Annotated in this window: 17 protein-coding genes; 13 read left to right on the top strand and 4 right to left on the bottom strand. The window is 43.4% G+C overall.

Features of this window, described 5'->3' with window-relative positions; translation table 11 throughout:
• Positions 1-118: 118 nt before the first annotated feature.
• The gene (locus WS42_RS03640) at positions 119-568 is read right to left on the bottom strand and encodes a GatB/YqeY domain-containing protein (RefSeq protein ID WP_013611629.1); all 450 of its coding nucleotides are present in this window, start codon (positions 566-568) and stop codon (positions 119-121) included.
• A 305-nt stretch (positions 569-873) separates the two neighbouring features.
• Between WS42_RS03640 and WS42_RS03635 the strand changes: the two genes are divergently transcribed.
• The 8 genes from WS42_RS03635 (at position 874) to WS42_RS15270 (ending at position 7,805) form a co-directional block, all read left to right on the top strand.
• Positions 874-1,218, top strand: a complete 345-nt coding sequence (locus tag WS42_RS03635) for a Kelch repeat-containing protein (RefSeq protein ID WP_013611630.1) — start codon at positions 874-876, stop codon at positions 1,216-1,218.
• Between the two features lie 540 nt (positions 1,219-1,758).
• Entirely contained in the window at positions 1,759-2,991 is a 1,233-nt protein-coding gene (locus WS42_RS03630) for a BamA/TamA family outer membrane protein (RefSeq protein WP_013611631.1), read from the top strand.
• 15 nt (positions 2,992-3,006) lie between these two features.
• Entirely contained in the window at positions 3,007-4,338 is a 1,332-nt protein-coding gene (locus WS42_RS03625; protein ID WP_046450757.1) for an MATE family efflux transporter, read from the top strand.
• 120 nt (positions 4,339-4,458) lie between these two features.
• The gene (locus WS42_RS03620; RefSeq protein ID WP_162613220.1) at positions 4,459-4,989 is read left to right on the top strand and encodes an RNA polymerase sigma-70 factor; all 531 of its coding nucleotides are present in this window, start codon (positions 4,459-4,461) and stop codon (positions 4,987-4,989) included.
• A gap of 112 nt (positions 4,990-5,101) precedes the next feature.
• The gene (locus tag WS42_RS15280) at positions 5,102-6,268 is read left to right on the top strand and encodes a FecR family protein (RefSeq protein ID WP_087394148.1); all 1,167 of its coding nucleotides are present in this window, start codon (positions 5,102-5,104) and stop codon (positions 6,266-6,268) included.
• Positions 6,269-6,351: 83 nt separating this feature from the next.
• A complete protein-coding gene (locus WS42_RS03610; protein WP_013611634.1) occupies positions 6,352-7,026 on the top strand; it encodes a carboxypeptidase-like regulatory domain-containing protein in 675 nt (224 codons plus the stop codon).
• Complete coding sequence (locus tag WS42_RS15275; protein ID WP_022160213.1) at positions 6,974-7,582, top strand: TlpA family protein disulfide reductase; 609 nt, start codon at positions 6,974-6,976, stop codon at positions 7,580-7,582. Before WS42_RS03610 ends, WS42_RS15275 begins: the two co-directional genes overlap by 53 nt.
• Complete coding sequence (locus WS42_RS15270; protein WP_022160214.1) at positions 7,539-7,805, top strand: TlpA family protein disulfide reductase; 267 nt, start codon at positions 7,539-7,541, stop codon at positions 7,803-7,805. The genes WS42_RS15275 and WS42_RS15270 overlap by 44 nt, the downstream gene beginning before the upstream one ends.
• A 175-nt stretch (positions 7,806-7,980) precedes the next feature.
• On the opposite strand, the gene WS42_RS03600 is transcribed toward WS42_RS15270, so the two are convergent.
• The gene (locus tag WS42_RS03600) at positions 7,981-9,126 is read right to left on the bottom strand and encodes a MalY/PatB family protein (RefSeq protein ID WP_022160215.1); all 1,146 of its coding nucleotides are present in this window, start codon (positions 9,124-9,126) and stop codon (positions 7,981-7,983) included.
• Between the two features lie 170 nt (positions 9,127-9,296).
• Here WS42_RS03600 and WS42_RS03595 point away from each other — a divergent pair, with 170 nt between their 5' ends.
• From WS42_RS03595 to mscL, 4 genes are all read left to right on the top strand, one after another.
• Positions 9,297-10,232, top strand: coding sequence for a lytic transglycosylase domain-containing protein (locus WS42_RS03595; protein ID WP_013611636.1), 936 nt, complete (start codon positions 9,297-9,299; stop codon positions 10,230-10,232).
• Between the two features lie 80 nt (positions 10,233-10,312).
• Positions 10,313-11,977, top strand: a complete 1,665-nt coding sequence (locus tag WS42_RS03590; protein ID WP_013611637.1) for a nucleoside kinase — start codon at positions 10,313-10,315, stop codon at positions 11,975-11,977.
• Positions 11,978-12,059: 82 nt separating this feature from the next.
• Entirely contained in the window at positions 12,060-13,100 is a 1,041-nt protein-coding gene (locus WS42_RS03585; protein WP_046450756.1) for an efflux RND transporter periplasmic adaptor subunit, read from the top strand.
• 24 nt (positions 13,101-13,124) lie between these two features.
• Entirely contained in the window at positions 13,125-13,550 is a 426-nt protein-coding gene (gene mscL, locus WS42_RS03580) for a large-conductance mechanosensitive channel protein MscL (RefSeq protein WP_013611639.1), read from the top strand.
• Positions 13,551-13,621: 71 nt separating this feature from the next.
• On the opposite strand, the gene WS42_RS03575 is transcribed toward mscL, so the two are convergent.
• Together WS42_RS03575 and WS42_RS03570 are read right to left on the bottom strand one after the other, a co-directional pair.
• Positions 13,622-14,206 carry a porin family protein gene (locus WS42_RS03575; protein WP_022160217.1) on the bottom strand — a complete coding sequence of 195 codons (585 nt, stop codon included), beginning with the start codon at positions 14,204-14,206 and terminating at the stop codon, positions 13,622-13,624.
• Positions 14,207-14,287: 81 nt separating this feature from the next.
• Positions 14,288-14,737: a NanQ anomerase/TabA/YiaL family protein gene (locus WS42_RS03570; protein WP_046450755.1), complete on the bottom strand. Its 450-nt coding sequence runs from the start codon at positions 14,735-14,737 to the stop codon at positions 14,288-14,290.
• Positions 14,738-14,830: 93 nt separating this feature from the next.
• On the opposite strand from WS42_RS03570, the gene era reads away from it, so the two are divergent.
• Positions 14,831-15,712 (top strand): GTPase Era, encoded by an 882-nt coding sequence (era, locus tag WS42_RS03565; protein WP_022160219.1) that lies wholly within the window; start codon positions 14,831-14,833, stop codon positions 15,710-15,712.
• The last annotated feature ends 30 nt before the right edge of the window (positions 15,713-15,742 follow it).

Here is a 15,742-nt window from a genome sequence, read left to right as displayed (position 1 = left end):
ATGACATATGAAGTGATTATACTGGGGCATCTTCATATGCCATTGTATTTTATAGGGACATTTACTGAATATTCCTAAATAAAATCGGGAAACTTTATATTCAACGATCCTTACGTGCTCACCCCAGCAATTCCTTTACTTTAGCCGAGATCGCTTTACCGTCGGCCAGACCGGCCAATTTTTTGGTAGCGGTGCCCATCACTTTTCCCATATCTTTGGCAGAAGAAGCACCCACTTCGGCAATGATAGCTTTCAAAGCTTCAGTCAGTTCAGCTTCATCCAGTTGTTTCGGTAAGAATTCTTCGAGCACGGCCACCTGCCCGCTCTCCTGCTCGTACAAATCTTCGCGGCCCTGTTGTCTGTAAATTTCTGCCGATTCTTTCCCCTGTTTGGCTAATTTTTGAATCAGCTTGATACATTCGGCATCATCGATCCGGTCATTGGCCCCCGGGCGGGTTTTGGCTTCCAAAATCACTTTCTTGATATTACGCATCGTCTCCAGCCGAACTTTATCGTGAGCTTTCATGGCATTTTTAATACCATCGTTTACTTGTTCTTCTATCGTCATCATCTTAATTTATTACAACACATTCAACTGATTCATCAGTCTTAAATTCAACAAGAATATCCCGCAAACTTAAAAATCATATTTTTTAATGATTCAATAGTTGATAAGGAACTGACAATTCTTAAAACTTTTATGCTTAGAATCTCATTATTAATACTGTCTTCCTTTATTTTTTTTGCAAAATTAAAATTAATATTCCAAAACTTATTCACAGTCCGCCAATAATTTAATAATTGTTATGTATCAACAAAGTTTTTTAAGACCAATGAATTCAAAAGTAAAAATTATAATGGTCATATTCAAATATGCCAAATATAAATCATAAAAATAAATATGATTGTGAGAATTCTCACAGCAATAATCTATGGCAGTATAAAAGAACGACAGACTACATCGGATGGGATAAAATGAAGGACTTTCCAGGGAATTCAAAAATCGGGGCCATTGCTTTCGTAATCGAAAATAAAGCTTATGTAGGCTTAGGCAGATCTCAACTCAACGGAACCGTCTATCTTTGTTTCGGTCATAATGCTCACGAATATAGCCGGGATGTTTATAAATTCAACCCGGAAGAGTTTCGCTTTATACCGTTAAATACTCTTTTACCTGATAGATATCCGGGAATTACACGTTCCTATGCTTCTTTTTAACTATCGACGGACAGGAATATGCTTATATTGTAGGAGGAGAATTAGGATTAGATGCAGCTCCACCTTATTGGTATTGTTGTCGTTATAATTACTTGACAGACGAATGGGAAGAAGCACCTCCAATGCCAAGGACTCATCCTTATGTAACAACATTCACAAAGGACAACGCCGGATATGTCATATTTAATGATATCGCCTATAAGTTTGTATATTAGTACAAAAAACAAGAAATCTATTATTCGAAGTAGCTTATATTGAAAAGTGGTTATTCCCGAAATGAGGGTAACCACTTTTTTATTTTATCCTATTTTTGTATAATAAGGTTATTATAGATATAATCTGAGAAAACGAACCGATCAGAACCAGATGTGAATATAAAACCTAAATGATATCCGTTTCGTAATCTGATAATAGATTAGTAACCTCTTTTATCCGATAGAGTCGATAGCCATTGGTATATCATTGTCATAATATAAATTAACACATATAATTCCGATTGGCACAAATTTTGAAGTAAATTTGGCACATTTAAGAACAACTATGAAACTATTACTTCTTGTCCTGCTACTGTTGGTAGCGATCCCTGCATTTACACAGCAAGATTCTGTAAAAATCACGACACCGGGAGATACCGTCGTTGTGACCGAGACCTGGACCGTACGCCAACTGAAACAATTTGCCCGCCAGCAAAGGCGCGATTCGATCCGTGCCCATAAAAAAGTATGGCTCTCCATTCTTGGAGGTCCTTCCTATAACCCCGAAGCTTCGCTGGGAGTCGGTGGCGCCATGTTGATGACTTTCCGGATGAACCCCGACGATACCATCAGCCAACGGTCTTTTATCCCGGTAGGCTTCAATATCTCTATCAACGGGACTTTCGTCGCAGCAGGAGCCGGTACGTTGTTTTTCAATGAAAATAAATTCCGTATTTACATCAAATACGGTTATCGTACCGAACCGGCCAATTTTTATGGCGTCGGCTATGATGAAATCAAAAAAGCCGAGGAACTAAAGGACCGTTACGATAAGGATTCGGTGACCTTTCATAAAGCCAGCGTGCAGTTCTTTCCCCGTTTTGTGTGGGAAGTGAAACCGAATATATACGTAGGTACACTTCTGGATTTCAACTATAATTATACGAAATCCTTGGCCGACTGGATGAAAACCAATCCGGCCATCCTGAAATATGGTAACCGTTATCACAATATCGGAATAGGTGCTTTGTTCCAGTACGATACCCGGGATGATGTCGCTACCCCTTTCGAGGGCGTATTCCTAAGCGCAATGGGAACCCTGTACGGGAAATATCTGGGCGGAAATTACAATTATGAAATGCTGGAACTGGAATACCGCCAATTCCGTCAGGTCTTCAAACGCCGGAGCACGCTGGCCTGGACAGCCAAAACCCAGATCGGTATGGATAACGTCCCTTACAGCGAACTGCCGAATTTCGGTAATCCCTTCGATCTGCGCGGTTACGCCTGGGGTAAATACCGGGATAAATCGATGGCTTACGGCATTATCGAATACCGGCACATGTTTATGTCGCAGGAAGCTTATGCCCGGGGCGCCTTTTGGTCGAAGTTCGGAGGGGTTGCCTGGATCGGTACGGGTACGATCGGAAAAACCCCGGCCGACTGGGATAAATGGAAACTCAACTATGGTATCGGACTTCGTATTCAGTTACAACCCCGCAAAAATTTCCGTCTGGATATCGGCAAAGAACCCGGACAGAAATGGGGTATTTATATGAATATGACCGAAGCTTTCTAATCGTTCCCACAGCACATGAGAAGCTCTGTAAAAAATAAAATCATCTGGACGATAGCCCTTCCGATTATCTTCGGAAATCTGGCACAAACCCTGATCGCCTTAACCGATACGGCTTTTCTGGGACGGGTCAGTGCTGTCGCTTTGGGAGCTTCGATGATGGCAGGTATTTATTATTATATTTATTCGACTTTAGCCTGGGGATTCGCCATCGGTATACAGATCATCGTTGCCCGCCGCCTGGGTGAAGGGCGTCTGGACCGGATCGGAGTGATTTTCGAGCACGGGTTGTTTTTCGTGCTTTTTCTGTCTACAGGTCTGTTTCTGATACAACATTATTTCACCAACGATATTCTGGCCCGGATCATCCAGTCGCCTAATATCTACGCCGCTGCAGTAGAATATATGGATTACCGGCATTACGGTATTATTTTTGTATGTTTTAATTTTTTGTTCCGTTCTTTATATATCGGGCTGTCCGATACCAAAGTCATCAGTTTCACGACAGCCATCATGGCTATGGTGAATATATTCCTCGATTATGTCCTGATATTCGGTAAATGGGGTTTCCCCGAAATGGGTGTCGGTGGTGCAGCACTCGCTTCTGTATGTGCCGAAATATCCGCTACATTTTTCTTTATCGGGTATACGCTCGTCAAGCTTCCGCTAAAAACTTATTCCTTATTCTATTTTCATAAACTGGAAGGCTGGCTGATGAAATCGGTTCTGAAACTGGCTTTTCCCACCATGATCCAAAAGTTACTTTCTTTCGGGACATGGTTTATTTTCTTCGCTCTGGTCGAACATATGGGCGAGACACCGATTGCGGTGTCCGGTATTGTGAGAAGTGTTTATATGCTCGTTATGATCCCCGTATTTGCTTTCGGTGCAACGGCCAATACGCTCACCAGCCGCCTGATCGGCGAAGGGAAACAAAACGAAGTGATGCCGACCGTCTTCAAAACGATCGGACAAGGGCTGATCGCCATTCTGCCGGTACTCTTATGCTGTTTGTTTATCCCTCATACGGTGCTGTCTATCTACACCGACGATTTGGTCTTAGCCGATGCCTCTATTCCTTCTTTGCTGGTTATCTGCTGTGCTTCGATCGCTATGAGCTTCGGAATTCCACTGTTCGAAGCCGTATCGGGTACAGGTAATACGACCAATGCGTTGATACTGGAATCTGTCGTACTGATCGCCTACACCTTTTCTGTCTGGTTTTTCGCTTCCTACATATCCACCCGCGTAGAATGGGTATGGACCAGTGAATTTACTTATGGAGCCCTCATCGGTCTGGTGTCCTGGCTTTTCATGAGATTCGCTTCCTGGCAGCGTAAGAAAATCTGAACATGTAGAAATTTAGTATTTTTGATACGGGATTCAGCCGGTGGCTTTTGCGAATCAAGCGGAATACTTTATCTTTGCATAAAAGTCGCGCAACAGATAACTAACGACGAAAGCATGAGTATGGAAAAGACATATGCCTATGAAGTAGAAAAAATCTTTACTTCCTGGTATAGTTCGCTGTGTTATTTTGCCTTTCGGTATGTACAGGACGATGAAACGGCCCGGGACATCGTTCAGGAGGTTTTTGTCCGCTTAATGGAAAAGCGACAGGCATTCCAAAGTGAGCAACATCTGAAAAACTTTTTATATCTGACCATAAAAAACGATTGTCTGAACCATTTACGCAACCGTCTTTCGCGGGAACACTACCTGAGTTATCTGAAACATGAAGGAGAACAGGACGAATTCGAATGCCGGATGATCGAAACGGAAATTTTCAGCCGGCTGAGAAAAGCAATAGAAAAATTACCCCGGGAATGCCGTAAAGTATTCGAATTGTGCTATTTCGAGGGGATGAATAACGAGAAAGCGGCCCAAACCCTGCGAATCAGTATTGAAACGGTAAAAGCCCAAAAGAAACGGGGCAAACAGATACTGCGAAAAAATCTGCAAGAGTTGTACCCGCTGTTCGCCTTATTATTCGGTCTGTGATTTCGGTTACTTTTTCCTTAATTAATCCGAAGTCCCCGGTAAAATAAAAAAAATTCATTTTCATTTACCCCTTTTTGCATATCATCGTGTAATAATACAAAATGGTTGCAAAATGGGAGTAAAAAACGACACTACTATTATCCGGCTTATTCTGGGTCATTGGGCTGGGAAACTATCCGAACCGGAGAAAAAAGAACTGGACAACTGGCTGGAACAATCTGAAAAACACCGGGTTTATTTCCAAAAATGGTGTAACGATGAACGGCAGGATGAATTGTTGTCCAAAATCGGATGCTACGACCCCGGGGAAGGGTGGCAACAGGTGGTCCGTAAAAGAAACATGCGGCGCAACCGCCGGTGGTGGCTGGTAGCAGCAGCTTCTGTCGCTATTCTTTTCGGGGGACTGGCAGTCTACCGGTATAACAAGATTCCTGTTTCTCTCCCCTTAGCCAGCGAGGAGACCTCTATATATCCCGGAAAACGCATGGCCCGGCTGATTACCCCTTCAGGCGAAGCAGTATTATTGGATACACTACGGCAAACGGAAATACAGCAAATGAAGTTGCATAACGATCAGGGACGGGTGGTCATTCAAGCCGCTTGCGGAGATGCAAACGGAGACCAACCTGTTTACCACTGTCTGGAAGTACCCCGGGGTGGAGAATTCAGTTTTCTGTTGCCCGACAGCACGACTGTATTCCTGAATGCCGAGAGCCGTCTGCGCTTCCCTGACCGATTCGTTCCGGGGAGTGAAAGAATCGTATATCTCAGTGGTGAAGCTTATTTCGACGTGAAGCGTGATCCCCGTTCTCCCTTTCTGGTTTGCCTGGAACACTCGGCGGTAAAAGTGACAGGTACTTCCTTCAATGTCAAGGCGTACCCCGACGACACGAACGAAGCGACCACCTTGATCAGCGGAACCGTATCGATGGGGATCGGCACTACGGAACAATGGATCGTCCTGAAACCGGGCGAACAGGGGTATTACGACGCTACCCGGAAAACACTGTCGCAGCAGACCGTGGACGTGAATTATTATACAGCCTGGAAAGACGGTGTGTTTGCCTTTTACCGGCAACCCCTGGAAGAGGTCATGAAAACACTGGGACGCTGGTATCTGTTCGACACCCATTATCAGAACGAAGCATTGAAATCTATTCTTTACACGGGGAAAATCAATCGTCATGCTTCCATCCGGGAGGTCTTGCACACCTTCGAGCTGATGGACGAACTTACATTCGACATAAAAGGAAAGGAGGTTATTGTCAGGAGAAAATAAAAAAAGCAACCGCTTCTTCTTGCACAAGAACCGGTTGCAAACTTGTATAAACAATTTACAAATCGTTTTAACACAACAAATTTATGAAAAAAAACAATCGGTTGTTGCCGGATTGGAAAGATTCCGGTGGCTTGCAACAAGTAAGCAGAATGATGAAATGTGTGCTATTCTTTATGCTGACACTCGTGTGTGGTGTCCAGGGGAAAGTGTATTCCCAACAGTATACACTGGACCTACATCTGAAACAAACTTCTCTGGAAGAAGTTTTCAACCGGATAGAGGCCCAGACCGGACTGAAATTTTTGTACAATACCCTGCTCACCGACTCAAAAGGGAAAGTGGATGTCGAAGCCCGGCAGGAAGACATCCGCAAAGTGCTGGATGAATTATTGAATCCCCTGGGTCTCACCTATATATTGAACAGTAATCATATTGTGGTCAAGCAAGCAGATGCTGCCGCCCCACAGGAAAAAACGGTGATCAAAGGGAAAGTGACGGATAGCAAAGGCAGTCCCCTACCCGGCGTGACGGTACGGATCAAAGGAACCAATATCGGTGTCGTTTCGGACAACGACGGCCACTACGAATTAACTTTACCTGCCGGAACCGATCCGACACTGATATTTTCTTTCGTCGGTATGCTTTCGCAGGAAGCAAAATATACAGGCCAACGTGAGCTGAATATCATCCTGCACGAAAATATAGGTGGATTATTCCACGGATTTCTATGCGCTGCTCTTCCTCGCCACACCCCGTGACAAGCATCCCGAAAAGTTCATGTGGCCGGAGTACTACAAACACATTGCCTCACCGCAGAAATATACGACGGATGTCGTATCGCAATTTCCGGAAGGGGTCAGAATGCCGGGCGTGTACGCCGAGTTTACCAACCGGGAGTCAGGGGAAAAAGAGAGATATAATCCGGACGATGTGATTACCTTTTTACACAACGACCATCTGATAGGCGAATATCTGCAGAACAATGAGTTTCGCCGATATAGATCCTACGAACAATATTCGGCAGGTATGGAAAAATACGGCAAATATTTTGTAACGCCCTCTCTCAAAGCACGTATCGAAGCGTTAGGAGCTCCTCTGTATGACACCAAAGCCGGTTCCCCGGCGGCGGATTTTACCTACCCCGACGTGGAAGGCAATAGAGTATCGCTGTCCGACTTCAAGGGGAAAGTGGTACTGGTAGACGTCTGGGCCACCTGGTGCAGCCCCTGCCGGAAGGAAATCCCCCCATCTGAAAAACCTGAAGAAGGAGATGCACGGCACCGATGTGGTCTTTTTAGGCGTTTCTGTCGATGAAGCGAAAGACAAACAAAAATGGCTGGATTTCATCGAAACAGAGGGGTTAAAAGGTATCCAACTCTTAGCCAATGGCTGGAGCAAAATCACAAAAGACTATAAAATCAACGGTATTCCCCGTTTCATGGTCTTTGACAAAAAAGGCAACATTGTCTCAGCAGATGCTCCCCGGCCTTCCAACCCCGAATTGAAAAAAATGCTGGAAGCGGAACTCAACAGATAATCCTCACCCGATTCTATCTGAAAATCAAGGGCTGCCCTGCTTTTACCCTCTTTTCCTCCCCACTCTCCCGTCAGTACCTTTCTTTCCCTACTTATTTCCAAAAATTAAAATCTGTACAGAAAAAACTTTATAGACATTCATTTTTGTTTTGCATAAATAATCCTTTACAAAAAATTTACAGACAAGCTCTTTTTATCCGTTCCAGGCCATCTTCCAAAACACAACGGGGACATCCGATATTCATCCGGCGGAATCCCCTGCCCTCTTCACCGAATTCCAGACCGTCGTTCAGTCCGACTTTTCCTATCTTCACCAATCGTTCTCCACAGGCTTCATGCGACAAACCGGTCCCCCGGAAATCCAGCCACAATAAAAACGAACCTTCGGGTTTCAATACTTTGATCTGTGGTAGTTCTCTCTCGAAATAATCCAAAGCGAACTGTACATTCCCTTCCAGATACCGGGTCAGTTCCTCCAACCAACCGGCCCCATACCGATAGGCCGCTTTCAAAGTAACGTGTCCGAAGATATTTCCCAAGTCCAGGTGCAAAGTCGTTAATTCACGATTGTATACCTCCAGAATCTCAGGGTTGGAAGCAATAATCACCGAATTCATCATACCGGCGATATTGAAAGTCTTACTCGGAGCCATAGCGGTCAGCGTACGGGCAGCGATCTCCTCCGACACAGAAGCCATAACCGTATGCCGATGTCCGAACAAAGCCAGATCTGCATGAATTTCATCGGATAGAATCAGGACATCGTAACGGCAGCACAATTCTCCGATCCTTGCCAATTCCTCACGGGTCCACACCCGTCCGACAGGGTTATGAGAATTACACAGAATGAGCATTTTCACTCCTTTTTGTAACCCCTGTTCGAAGCATTCCCAGTCGATCACATACTTTTCGGTATCTCTTATTAAAGGACAACATACCAATTCGCGGCCATTATCCTTTACTACGGCATGAAACGGAGGATATACCGGAGTCATAATCATCACCTTATCGCCGGACTTAGTAAAAGCCCGGACAGAAATCGCCAGTGAAGTAACAATCCCGGGGCTGGAAGACAACCATTCTTCCTTTACCTCCCAACTATACCGCTGTTTCACCCAATTACGAAAAGCATCCTTACCATCATCCGAACGGAACGTATAACCGAAAATCCCCTGTTCACAACATTTACGTGCTGCCTCCTGCACCTCCGGGGGAACCCGGAAATCCATATCGGCCACCCACATCGGCAACAGATCCGCACACCCGAAAACATCCTGCAAACCGTCGTATTTCACACAATCGGTGTTCCGACGGTCAATCATTTGATCAAAATTATACCTATTCATAAAAGTTGTTGAGTTACTGAGTTGTTGAGTTACTGAGTTGTTGAGTTACTGAGTTGCTCTTGGGAGCTCTAATCGTTATTCCTAATCATTATTTTCTAATCTTTTTATTAACTTTGCACGTACAAATATAAATTTATAAATCTACAATGAAAAGACAAAATACGGTAATCTATATCTGTGTCATTATCACACTCTTGAATGTAGCCGGATTATTGTTTATTGCCTGCAAAAGTAATTCACCGATCGCAACGGCTTCTACTCCGGTTCAATCCTCAACTTCAGGTTATTATAGCGATGCCTATATGCCCGAGGCCCTGACTTTTGCCGGAGAGACCGTACCGTTGCAACGCCTGGATGTACAGGAAGCACTTCGGAAAGAACTGATCGTCAATTCTTATTTACATTCACATACCATTCAGATTCTACAAACGGCTCCCCGGGTTTTCCAACTGATGGAACCGATTTTGGAAAAGAACGGTATCCCGGAAGATTTCAAATACCTGGCGGTCATCGAAAGCCGTCTGAACCCTCAGGCCCAATCACCTGCCGGAGCAGTCGGAGTATGGCAGTTTCTGAAAGGTACCGGAAAGGAAAACGGTTTGGAAATCAATAATGAAGTAGACGAGCGCTATCACATCGAAAAATCGACAGAAGCCGCTGCCGCCTATCTCAAAAAAGCTTATGAGAAATTCGGTTCGTGGACACTGGCTGCAGCTGCGTATAATGCAGGCGCAGCTATGATTTCCCGGCAAATGGACCTCCAGAAAGAAACGAATTATTACAATCTCCTGTTGGGAGAGGAAACGGAACGTTATGTATTCCGGATTCTGGCCCTGAAACAGATTATGAATCATCCCGAACTGTACAATTTTAAAGTAAATACCGTTTATACTTTCGAAAAAACAGAAACAGTAGAAGTGAAAGGTCCTGTCAAAAGCTGGGCCGATTTTGCGCAAGAGCAAGGGATTACCTATAAAACCCTGAAGCGTTTCAACCCCTGGCTCCGGAAAACCGATTTAAAAAATCCACGACACAAAACTTACACGATCAGTATCCCTAAGAAAAAAGAACTGTACAAATAATAAAAATCACGTTAGATGAGGCACGGTATTTGTTTATACATTTTTTGTTATTACTTTAGCTAAGCATTAAATGTATAAATATGAGGACAGTCAATATTACTTGTGAAAATACACACCAGGAATACGAAATAGAGTTAGGCACTACACTTAGAGATGTAAAAAAGATCATCTTCCCGGAAAACCATAATCACATCCTCGGGGCTTTGGTCAATAATCAGTTACAGGACTTGCAGTTCGTTGTAATGACCCCTCTGCGGGTCAACTTCATCGATGTCACGACCCTGGACGGATACAGCATTTATTCGCGTTCGTTGATTTTCGTACTATATCAAGCTGTAGCCCAATTATTTCCGAAGAAAACACTTCGGGCCGAATATTTTATTTCGAACGGCATTTTTTGCCGGATCGTCAACAAAGAAATCGTACTGACTCCGGCAATCATTTCCGAACTGGAAAATAAAATGAAAGAAATCATTCAAGCCGACTATCCGATTGTACGGGAAGAAATCCCTACCGACGAAGCAGTTCTTATTTTCAGAAAAAGAGGGTTGAAAGATAAAGCAGACTTAATGGAAACCCGGGGAAAACTTTTCACTTCCCTTTATTATCTGAACGATCTTCCCGATTATTTTTATGGGACCCTGGCTCCTTCGACCAGTTGTCTGAAAACATTCGGTCTGATCCCCTATAAAGAAGGTATGCTATTGCAACTTCCCGACCGGACCGATCCGACCCGGGTACTGCCTGTCATTCCACAAGATAAGTTGTATCAGGTATTCAGTGAATACAAACGCTGGGGAAAAATCCTTGAAGTGACCGATATCGGGCATCTGAACAAAATCGTGGAGTTGAAATATTCAGGTCCTATGATCAAAATCAGCGAAGCGCTCCACGAGAAAAAAATTTCGCTTATCGCCGATAAAATCAAGGCCCGGCATAAAAAGGTAAAAGTGATATTGGTCTCCGGTCCTTCTTCGTCCGGGAAAACCACGTTCAGCAAAAGATTGGCCATACAACTGATGGTCAATGGTATGAAACCCGTCAATCTTTCTCTGGACAATTACTTCGTCAACCGCGAATTTACTCCGAGAGACGAAAAAGGGGAATACGATTATGAGTCTATCGATGCCCTCGATATCGCCACCTTTACGGATAATATACAACGGTTACTAAAAGGGGAAGAAGTCGAAATTCCTAAATTCTCTTTCGAAACCGGACAACGTTATTATGACGGTGAAAAGCTAAAAATCGCCCGGAACAATGTGATCATCGTCGAAGGTATTCATGGGCTGAATCCCCAACTCACCCGGTTGCTGCCGCCGGAAACCCTTTTCAAGATATTCGTTTCTGCGCTGACCTCTATCGCTATCGATAATCACAACCTGATCAATCCTACAGATAATCGTCTGATCCGGCGTATGGTACGCGATTACAAATACCGGAATTATTCCGCCCTCGATACCCTGAAACGTTGGGAAAGTGTATTACTGGGCGAACAAAAACATATCGTACCCTACCAGGAAGAAGCCGACGCGATCTTCAATTCTGCTTTGATTTATGAATTAGGAGCATTAAAAACACAGGCAGAACCTTTACTCCGGGAAGTAACCCAACAGCACCCCGAACATTCCAAGGCTTTACGCTTATTGAAATTTTTCTCTTACATCCGGGCTGTACCGACCCGTGAAATTCCACCGACCTCGATCATCCGGGAATTTTTAGGAGGAAGCAGTTTTAAATACTAAAAAACAGTAAATATATCTCTTTCCTTGCAACCAGTGAGGTGACTTTCATCGTAAAAATGAAAAAACATTTACGATTTTTACGATGAAATTTCGTTACCTGGTTTTCATATCGATACTTTCTTTTTGTCTGGCGTGTCAGGGAAAAAAAAAAGCTACTCTTTCCGAGCTGCCCCGGCCGGTAAGGGTGATAAAAGTCGAAGCCTTAGGCACTTTCGACCATCAATATACCGGAACCGTAACAGCCCGGAATTTCAGTATACTGGCCTTCCGTTTGCCGGGTACCCTGACCGAAGTCAATGTCAACACCGGCCAAAAAATAAAAAAAGGAACGGTGATCGCCCGAATCGATCCCTATGATTACCAACGGCAATATCAAACCGCTTTAGCCAATTATAAAACAACCGAATCTATCTACGAACGTAATCAGCGCCTCTATGCTGCCAATGCCGTAGCCAAACAAAACCTGGAAATAGCCCAAACCGATTATATTCAGGCCACTTCAGCCCTGAATATGGCCCGGCGTACTCTGGATTACACCGTACTGACCGCACCATTCGACGGGTTTATCGAACAACGCTTCGTCGAGAATCACGAAGAAATACTTACCGGGCAATCGATCGTCCGTCTGATAGATCCTAAAGACATCGAAGTTAATTTCATGCTTCCCGAAACCAGTATCCAACTACTCGACATCCCGAAAAAGATCTATGTCGAATTCGATTCCCAAAAAGGAAAACTTTTCACGACAGAGGTCAAAGAGTATATCTATTCCTCGAACGGTTCGGGGATACCGGTGACTCTACTTATTACGGACAAACAGTTCGCCCCGTATCGGCAAAATGTATTTCCAGGATTTTCGTGTAAAGTGATCGTTGAAGTCGACAATATGATATCCGACAAATTCGTCCTTCCGGCCAGTGCCTTACAAGAAGCACACCATCAGGAATATGTATGGATCGTCGACCCGGCAAGCCATACAGCTCATCGTCAACAAGTCAGGATAAAAAAATACAACGATCACATCCTTGTCGAGGCTGGCTTGAACCCGGACGATCTGATTATTATAGCCGGAATAGCTTCCATCCAGGAAGGACAAAAAGTGAGACCAATCAAAAATCAGTAAATAAACACCCAAAATAAGACCAATATGAGCTTTTTAAAAGAATTCAAAACTTTTGCCATGCGTGGCAATGTTGTAGACATGGCTGTCGGTATCATTATCGGAGGCGCCTTCGGTAAGATCGTCTCTTCTCTGGTAAGCGATATCATTATGCCCCCGATCGGACTGCTGATCGGAGGAGTAAAGTTTGAAAGTCTGAAAATCGTCCTGAAACATGCACATACCGATGCCGTTACAGGAAAAGTCACTGAAGCCGTCAGTATCAATTACGGCAATTTTATCAATACAGCCCTGGATTTTCTGATTATCGCCTTTTCTATCTTCTTATTCGTCAAGCTGATCAACAGTATGAAAAGAAAAGAAGAAACTAAGCCCACTCCTCCACCGGCTCCAAGTAAAGAAGAACAATTGCTGACCGAAATCCGGGATTTATTGAAAGGAAAAAATAGTTGAAAGGGCTGAAAACCATAAAAAAGCTCCCGGTGATGTGCCGGGAGCTTTTTATATGACCGATTCATTTTATCCTAGAACAATCCACCTAACCGATATCCAACCGACAGCTGGAATACACGGTTTTTATTGTTCCCATTATAATTATCCTTATCGAAAGCATTACTCAACCCCAGATTATAACGGGCCGAGAACATAAAATCATCCCAATTATAAGAAAGCCCGATAGCAAAATTCACGGCCAGTGTATTTATATCATTCATTTTATGTTTGACCGTCGTACCGTCGTCTTTATACTTTGCTTTAGCATTCAGGGCAAAACCGAACTCCGGTCCCAGGTCGACGCTCAATTCATCCAACACATATAACTTGGCCAATACCGGAATATTCAGGTAATTAGCCCGCAATTTAAGTTTATCGCCATTGACTTTATCCCGGGCTCCTTGTCTTGAATACACCAATTCGGGCTGGATAGCAAGATAATCGTTAAACCTGAATTCAGCGAATCCACCCACATGGAAACTCAGTTTATTTTTCTTATCGAAATTCGAAATATTGGTCATATTCAAACCGACTTTCGGTCCGACTACAATTTCCGTCTGTGCCTTTGCACCGACCACCATCAAAACAACAACAACTAGTGTAAATAATTTTTTCATACTTTAAATTGTTTTTAATTATCTAACATCACATAGCAAAAACTATGCCTTTCCATACGCAAATCTCTCCCGATTGTTAATCTATAATTTAACTTTAACCACCATTTTCTTCATTTTACCGTTCCCGATGCAAGGAGCATGAGCATCTTCCGGGAAAAAGATCACAAAGTCTCCAACCGGCAGCGTAAAATACAAAGCAGGCCGTTCCTGATAAAACAGGATATCATTTTGTACCTGATAGCCTTCTTCTTCTTCCATCGCCAAGCGGCCCCGCTCTTCCCACCCGAAAGTTTCCTCCTGCAATAAGGGGATCTGGATATCGATAAACCGGTTATGTGCTTCCAGTTTCGCCGCTTCCCTGGATTTCCCCGTCACTTCATCCACATTCACCCAAATTTTATCTTCTTCAAGTATTATTTTCCCGGCAGTCACCTGCTGCCAATCCCCCGACCGAACATATTCGAATACCTTTTTGAAATCGGGATGCAGAATTTCAAATCGTTTCGTCTGTGTTAATGAACCTATTATCATTTTTTTTATTTTTTTTCAGTAGGTAGCAAAAGTATTAAAATTCCGTATAAATCGCTATCTTTGCCGGATAAAACCATAATATCGAAACCGAATATGCATAAAGCTGGATTTGTCAATATCGTAGGAAATCCGAATGTAGGGAAATCTACTTTAATGAACCGATTGGTCGGAGAGAAAATTTCTATTATCACCTCCAAATCACAAACTACCCGTCACCGGATCAAGGGAATCGTAAATACCGACGACTATCAGATTGTATTTTCGGATACTCCGGGAGTGGTAAAGCCCAGCTATAAGATGCAGGAATATATGCTGGAATTTTCTAAATCGGCTTTAGTCGATGCCGATATCATTCTTTATGTAACCGATGTAGTCGAAAACATAGAGAAAAACCTGGATTTTATCGATAAAGTCAATAAATCGGACATCCCGGTATTGTTGGTTATCAATAAAATAGATCTTACCACTCAAGAGAAATTAGAAGCACTGTTCGATAAATGGAAAAGCCTGATTCCCCGGGCAGAAATTTTTCCTCTTTCGGCAACCGAGAATTTCAATGTCGACAATTTATACAAACGGATTGTAGAATTATTACCCGAAGGTGAACCTTTTTTCCCCAAGGACGAACTGACCGATTTACCTTCCCGGTTCTTTGTGAACGAGATTATCCGTGAAAAAATTTTGCAGTATTACGACAAAGAAGTACCCTATTCCGTAGAAGTGGAAGTGGAAGAATTTAAAGAAGACGACAAACGGATCAACATCATGGCTGTCATCTATGTAGAACGTTCTTCCCAAAAAGGGATTATCATCGGAAGCCAGGGAGAAGCCCTGAAAAAAGTCGGTACCCAGGCCCGGCTCGATATCGAAGCCTTCTTCGGTAAAAAAGTATTTCTCAATTTATACGTCAAAGTGCTGAAAGACTGGCGTAATAAAGACAGTGAGTTAAAAAATTTCGGATATGCAAACAAATAAAGTAAAAGGTTAAAAGTTAAAAGCTATAGG

Source organism: Odoribacter sp. N54.MGS-14 (assembly GCF_000980295.1).
Taxonomy (GTDB): Bacteria; Bacteroidota; Bacteroidia; order Bacteroidales; family Marinifilaceae; genus Odoribacter; species Odoribacter splanchnicus.
Note: the sequence above shows the minus strand (reverse complement) of the source record. Positions and strands in the feature narration are given on the sequence as shown.

What these genes read in the sequence shown, in the direction of transcription:
- WS42_RS03625 (WP_046450757.1), top strand. Translation starts at nt 3,007, where the DNA reads ATGAGAAGCTCTGTAAAAAATAAAATCATCTGGACGATAGCCCTTCCG.
- WS42_RS03575 (WP_022160217.1), bottom strand. Translation starts at nt 14,206, where the DNA reads ATGAAAAAATTATTTACACTAGTTGTTGTTGTTTTGATGGTGGTCGGT.
- WS42_RS03640 (WP_013611629.1), bottom strand. Translation starts at nt 568, where the DNA reads ATGACGATAGAAGAACAAGTAAACGATGGTATTAAAAATGCCATGAAA.
- WS42_RS03630 (WP_013611631.1), top strand. Translation starts at nt 1,759, where the DNA reads ATGAAACTATTACTTCTTGTCCTGCTACTGTTGGTAGCGATCCCTGCA.
- WS42_RS03610 (WP_013611634.1), top strand. Translation starts at nt 6,352, where the DNA reads ATGAAAAAAAACAATCGGTTGTTGCCGGATTGGAAAGATTCCGGTGGC.
- WS42_RS15270 (WP_022160214.1), top strand. Translation starts at nt 7,539, where the DNA reads ATGCACGGCACCGATGTGGTCTTTTTAGGCGTTTCTGTCGATGAAGCG.
- WS42_RS03600 (WP_022160215.1), bottom strand. Translation starts at nt 9,126, where the DNA reads ATGATTGACCGTCGGAACACCGATTGTGTGAAATACGACGGTTTGCAG.
- WS42_RS15280 (WP_087394148.1), top strand. Translation starts at nt 5,102, where the DNA reads ATGGGAGTAAAAAACGACACTACTATTATCCGGCTTATTCTGGGTCAT.
- era (WP_022160219.1), top strand. Translation starts at nt 14,831, where the DNA reads ATGCATAAAGCTGGATTTGTCAATATCGTAGGAAATCCGAATGTAGGG.
- WS42_RS03590 (WP_013611637.1), top strand. Translation starts at nt 10,313, where the DNA reads ATGAGGACAGTCAATATTACTTGTGAAAATACACACCAGGAATACGAA.
- WS42_RS03585 (WP_046450756.1), top strand. Translation starts at nt 12,060, where the DNA reads ATGAAATTTCGTTACCTGGTTTTCATATCGATACTTTCTTTTTGTCTG.
- WS42_RS03595 (WP_013611636.1), top strand. Translation starts at nt 9,297, where the DNA reads ATGAAAAGACAAAATACGGTAATCTATATCTGTGTCATTATCACACTC.
- WS42_RS03570 (WP_046450755.1), bottom strand. Translation starts at nt 14,737, where the DNA reads ATGATAATAGGTTCATTAACACAGACGAAACGATTTGAAATTCTGCAT.
- WS42_RS03635 (WP_013611630.1), top strand. Translation starts at nt 874, where the DNA reads ATGCCAAATATAAATCATAAAAATAAATATGATTGTGAGAATTCTCAC.
- WS42_RS03620 (WP_162613220.1), top strand. Translation starts at nt 4,459, where the DNA reads ATGGAAAAGACATATGCCTATGAAGTAGAAAAAATCTTTACTTCCTGG.
- mscL (WP_013611639.1), top strand. Translation starts at nt 13,125, where the DNA reads ATGAGCTTTTTAAAAGAATTCAAAACTTTTGCCATGCGTGGCAATGTT.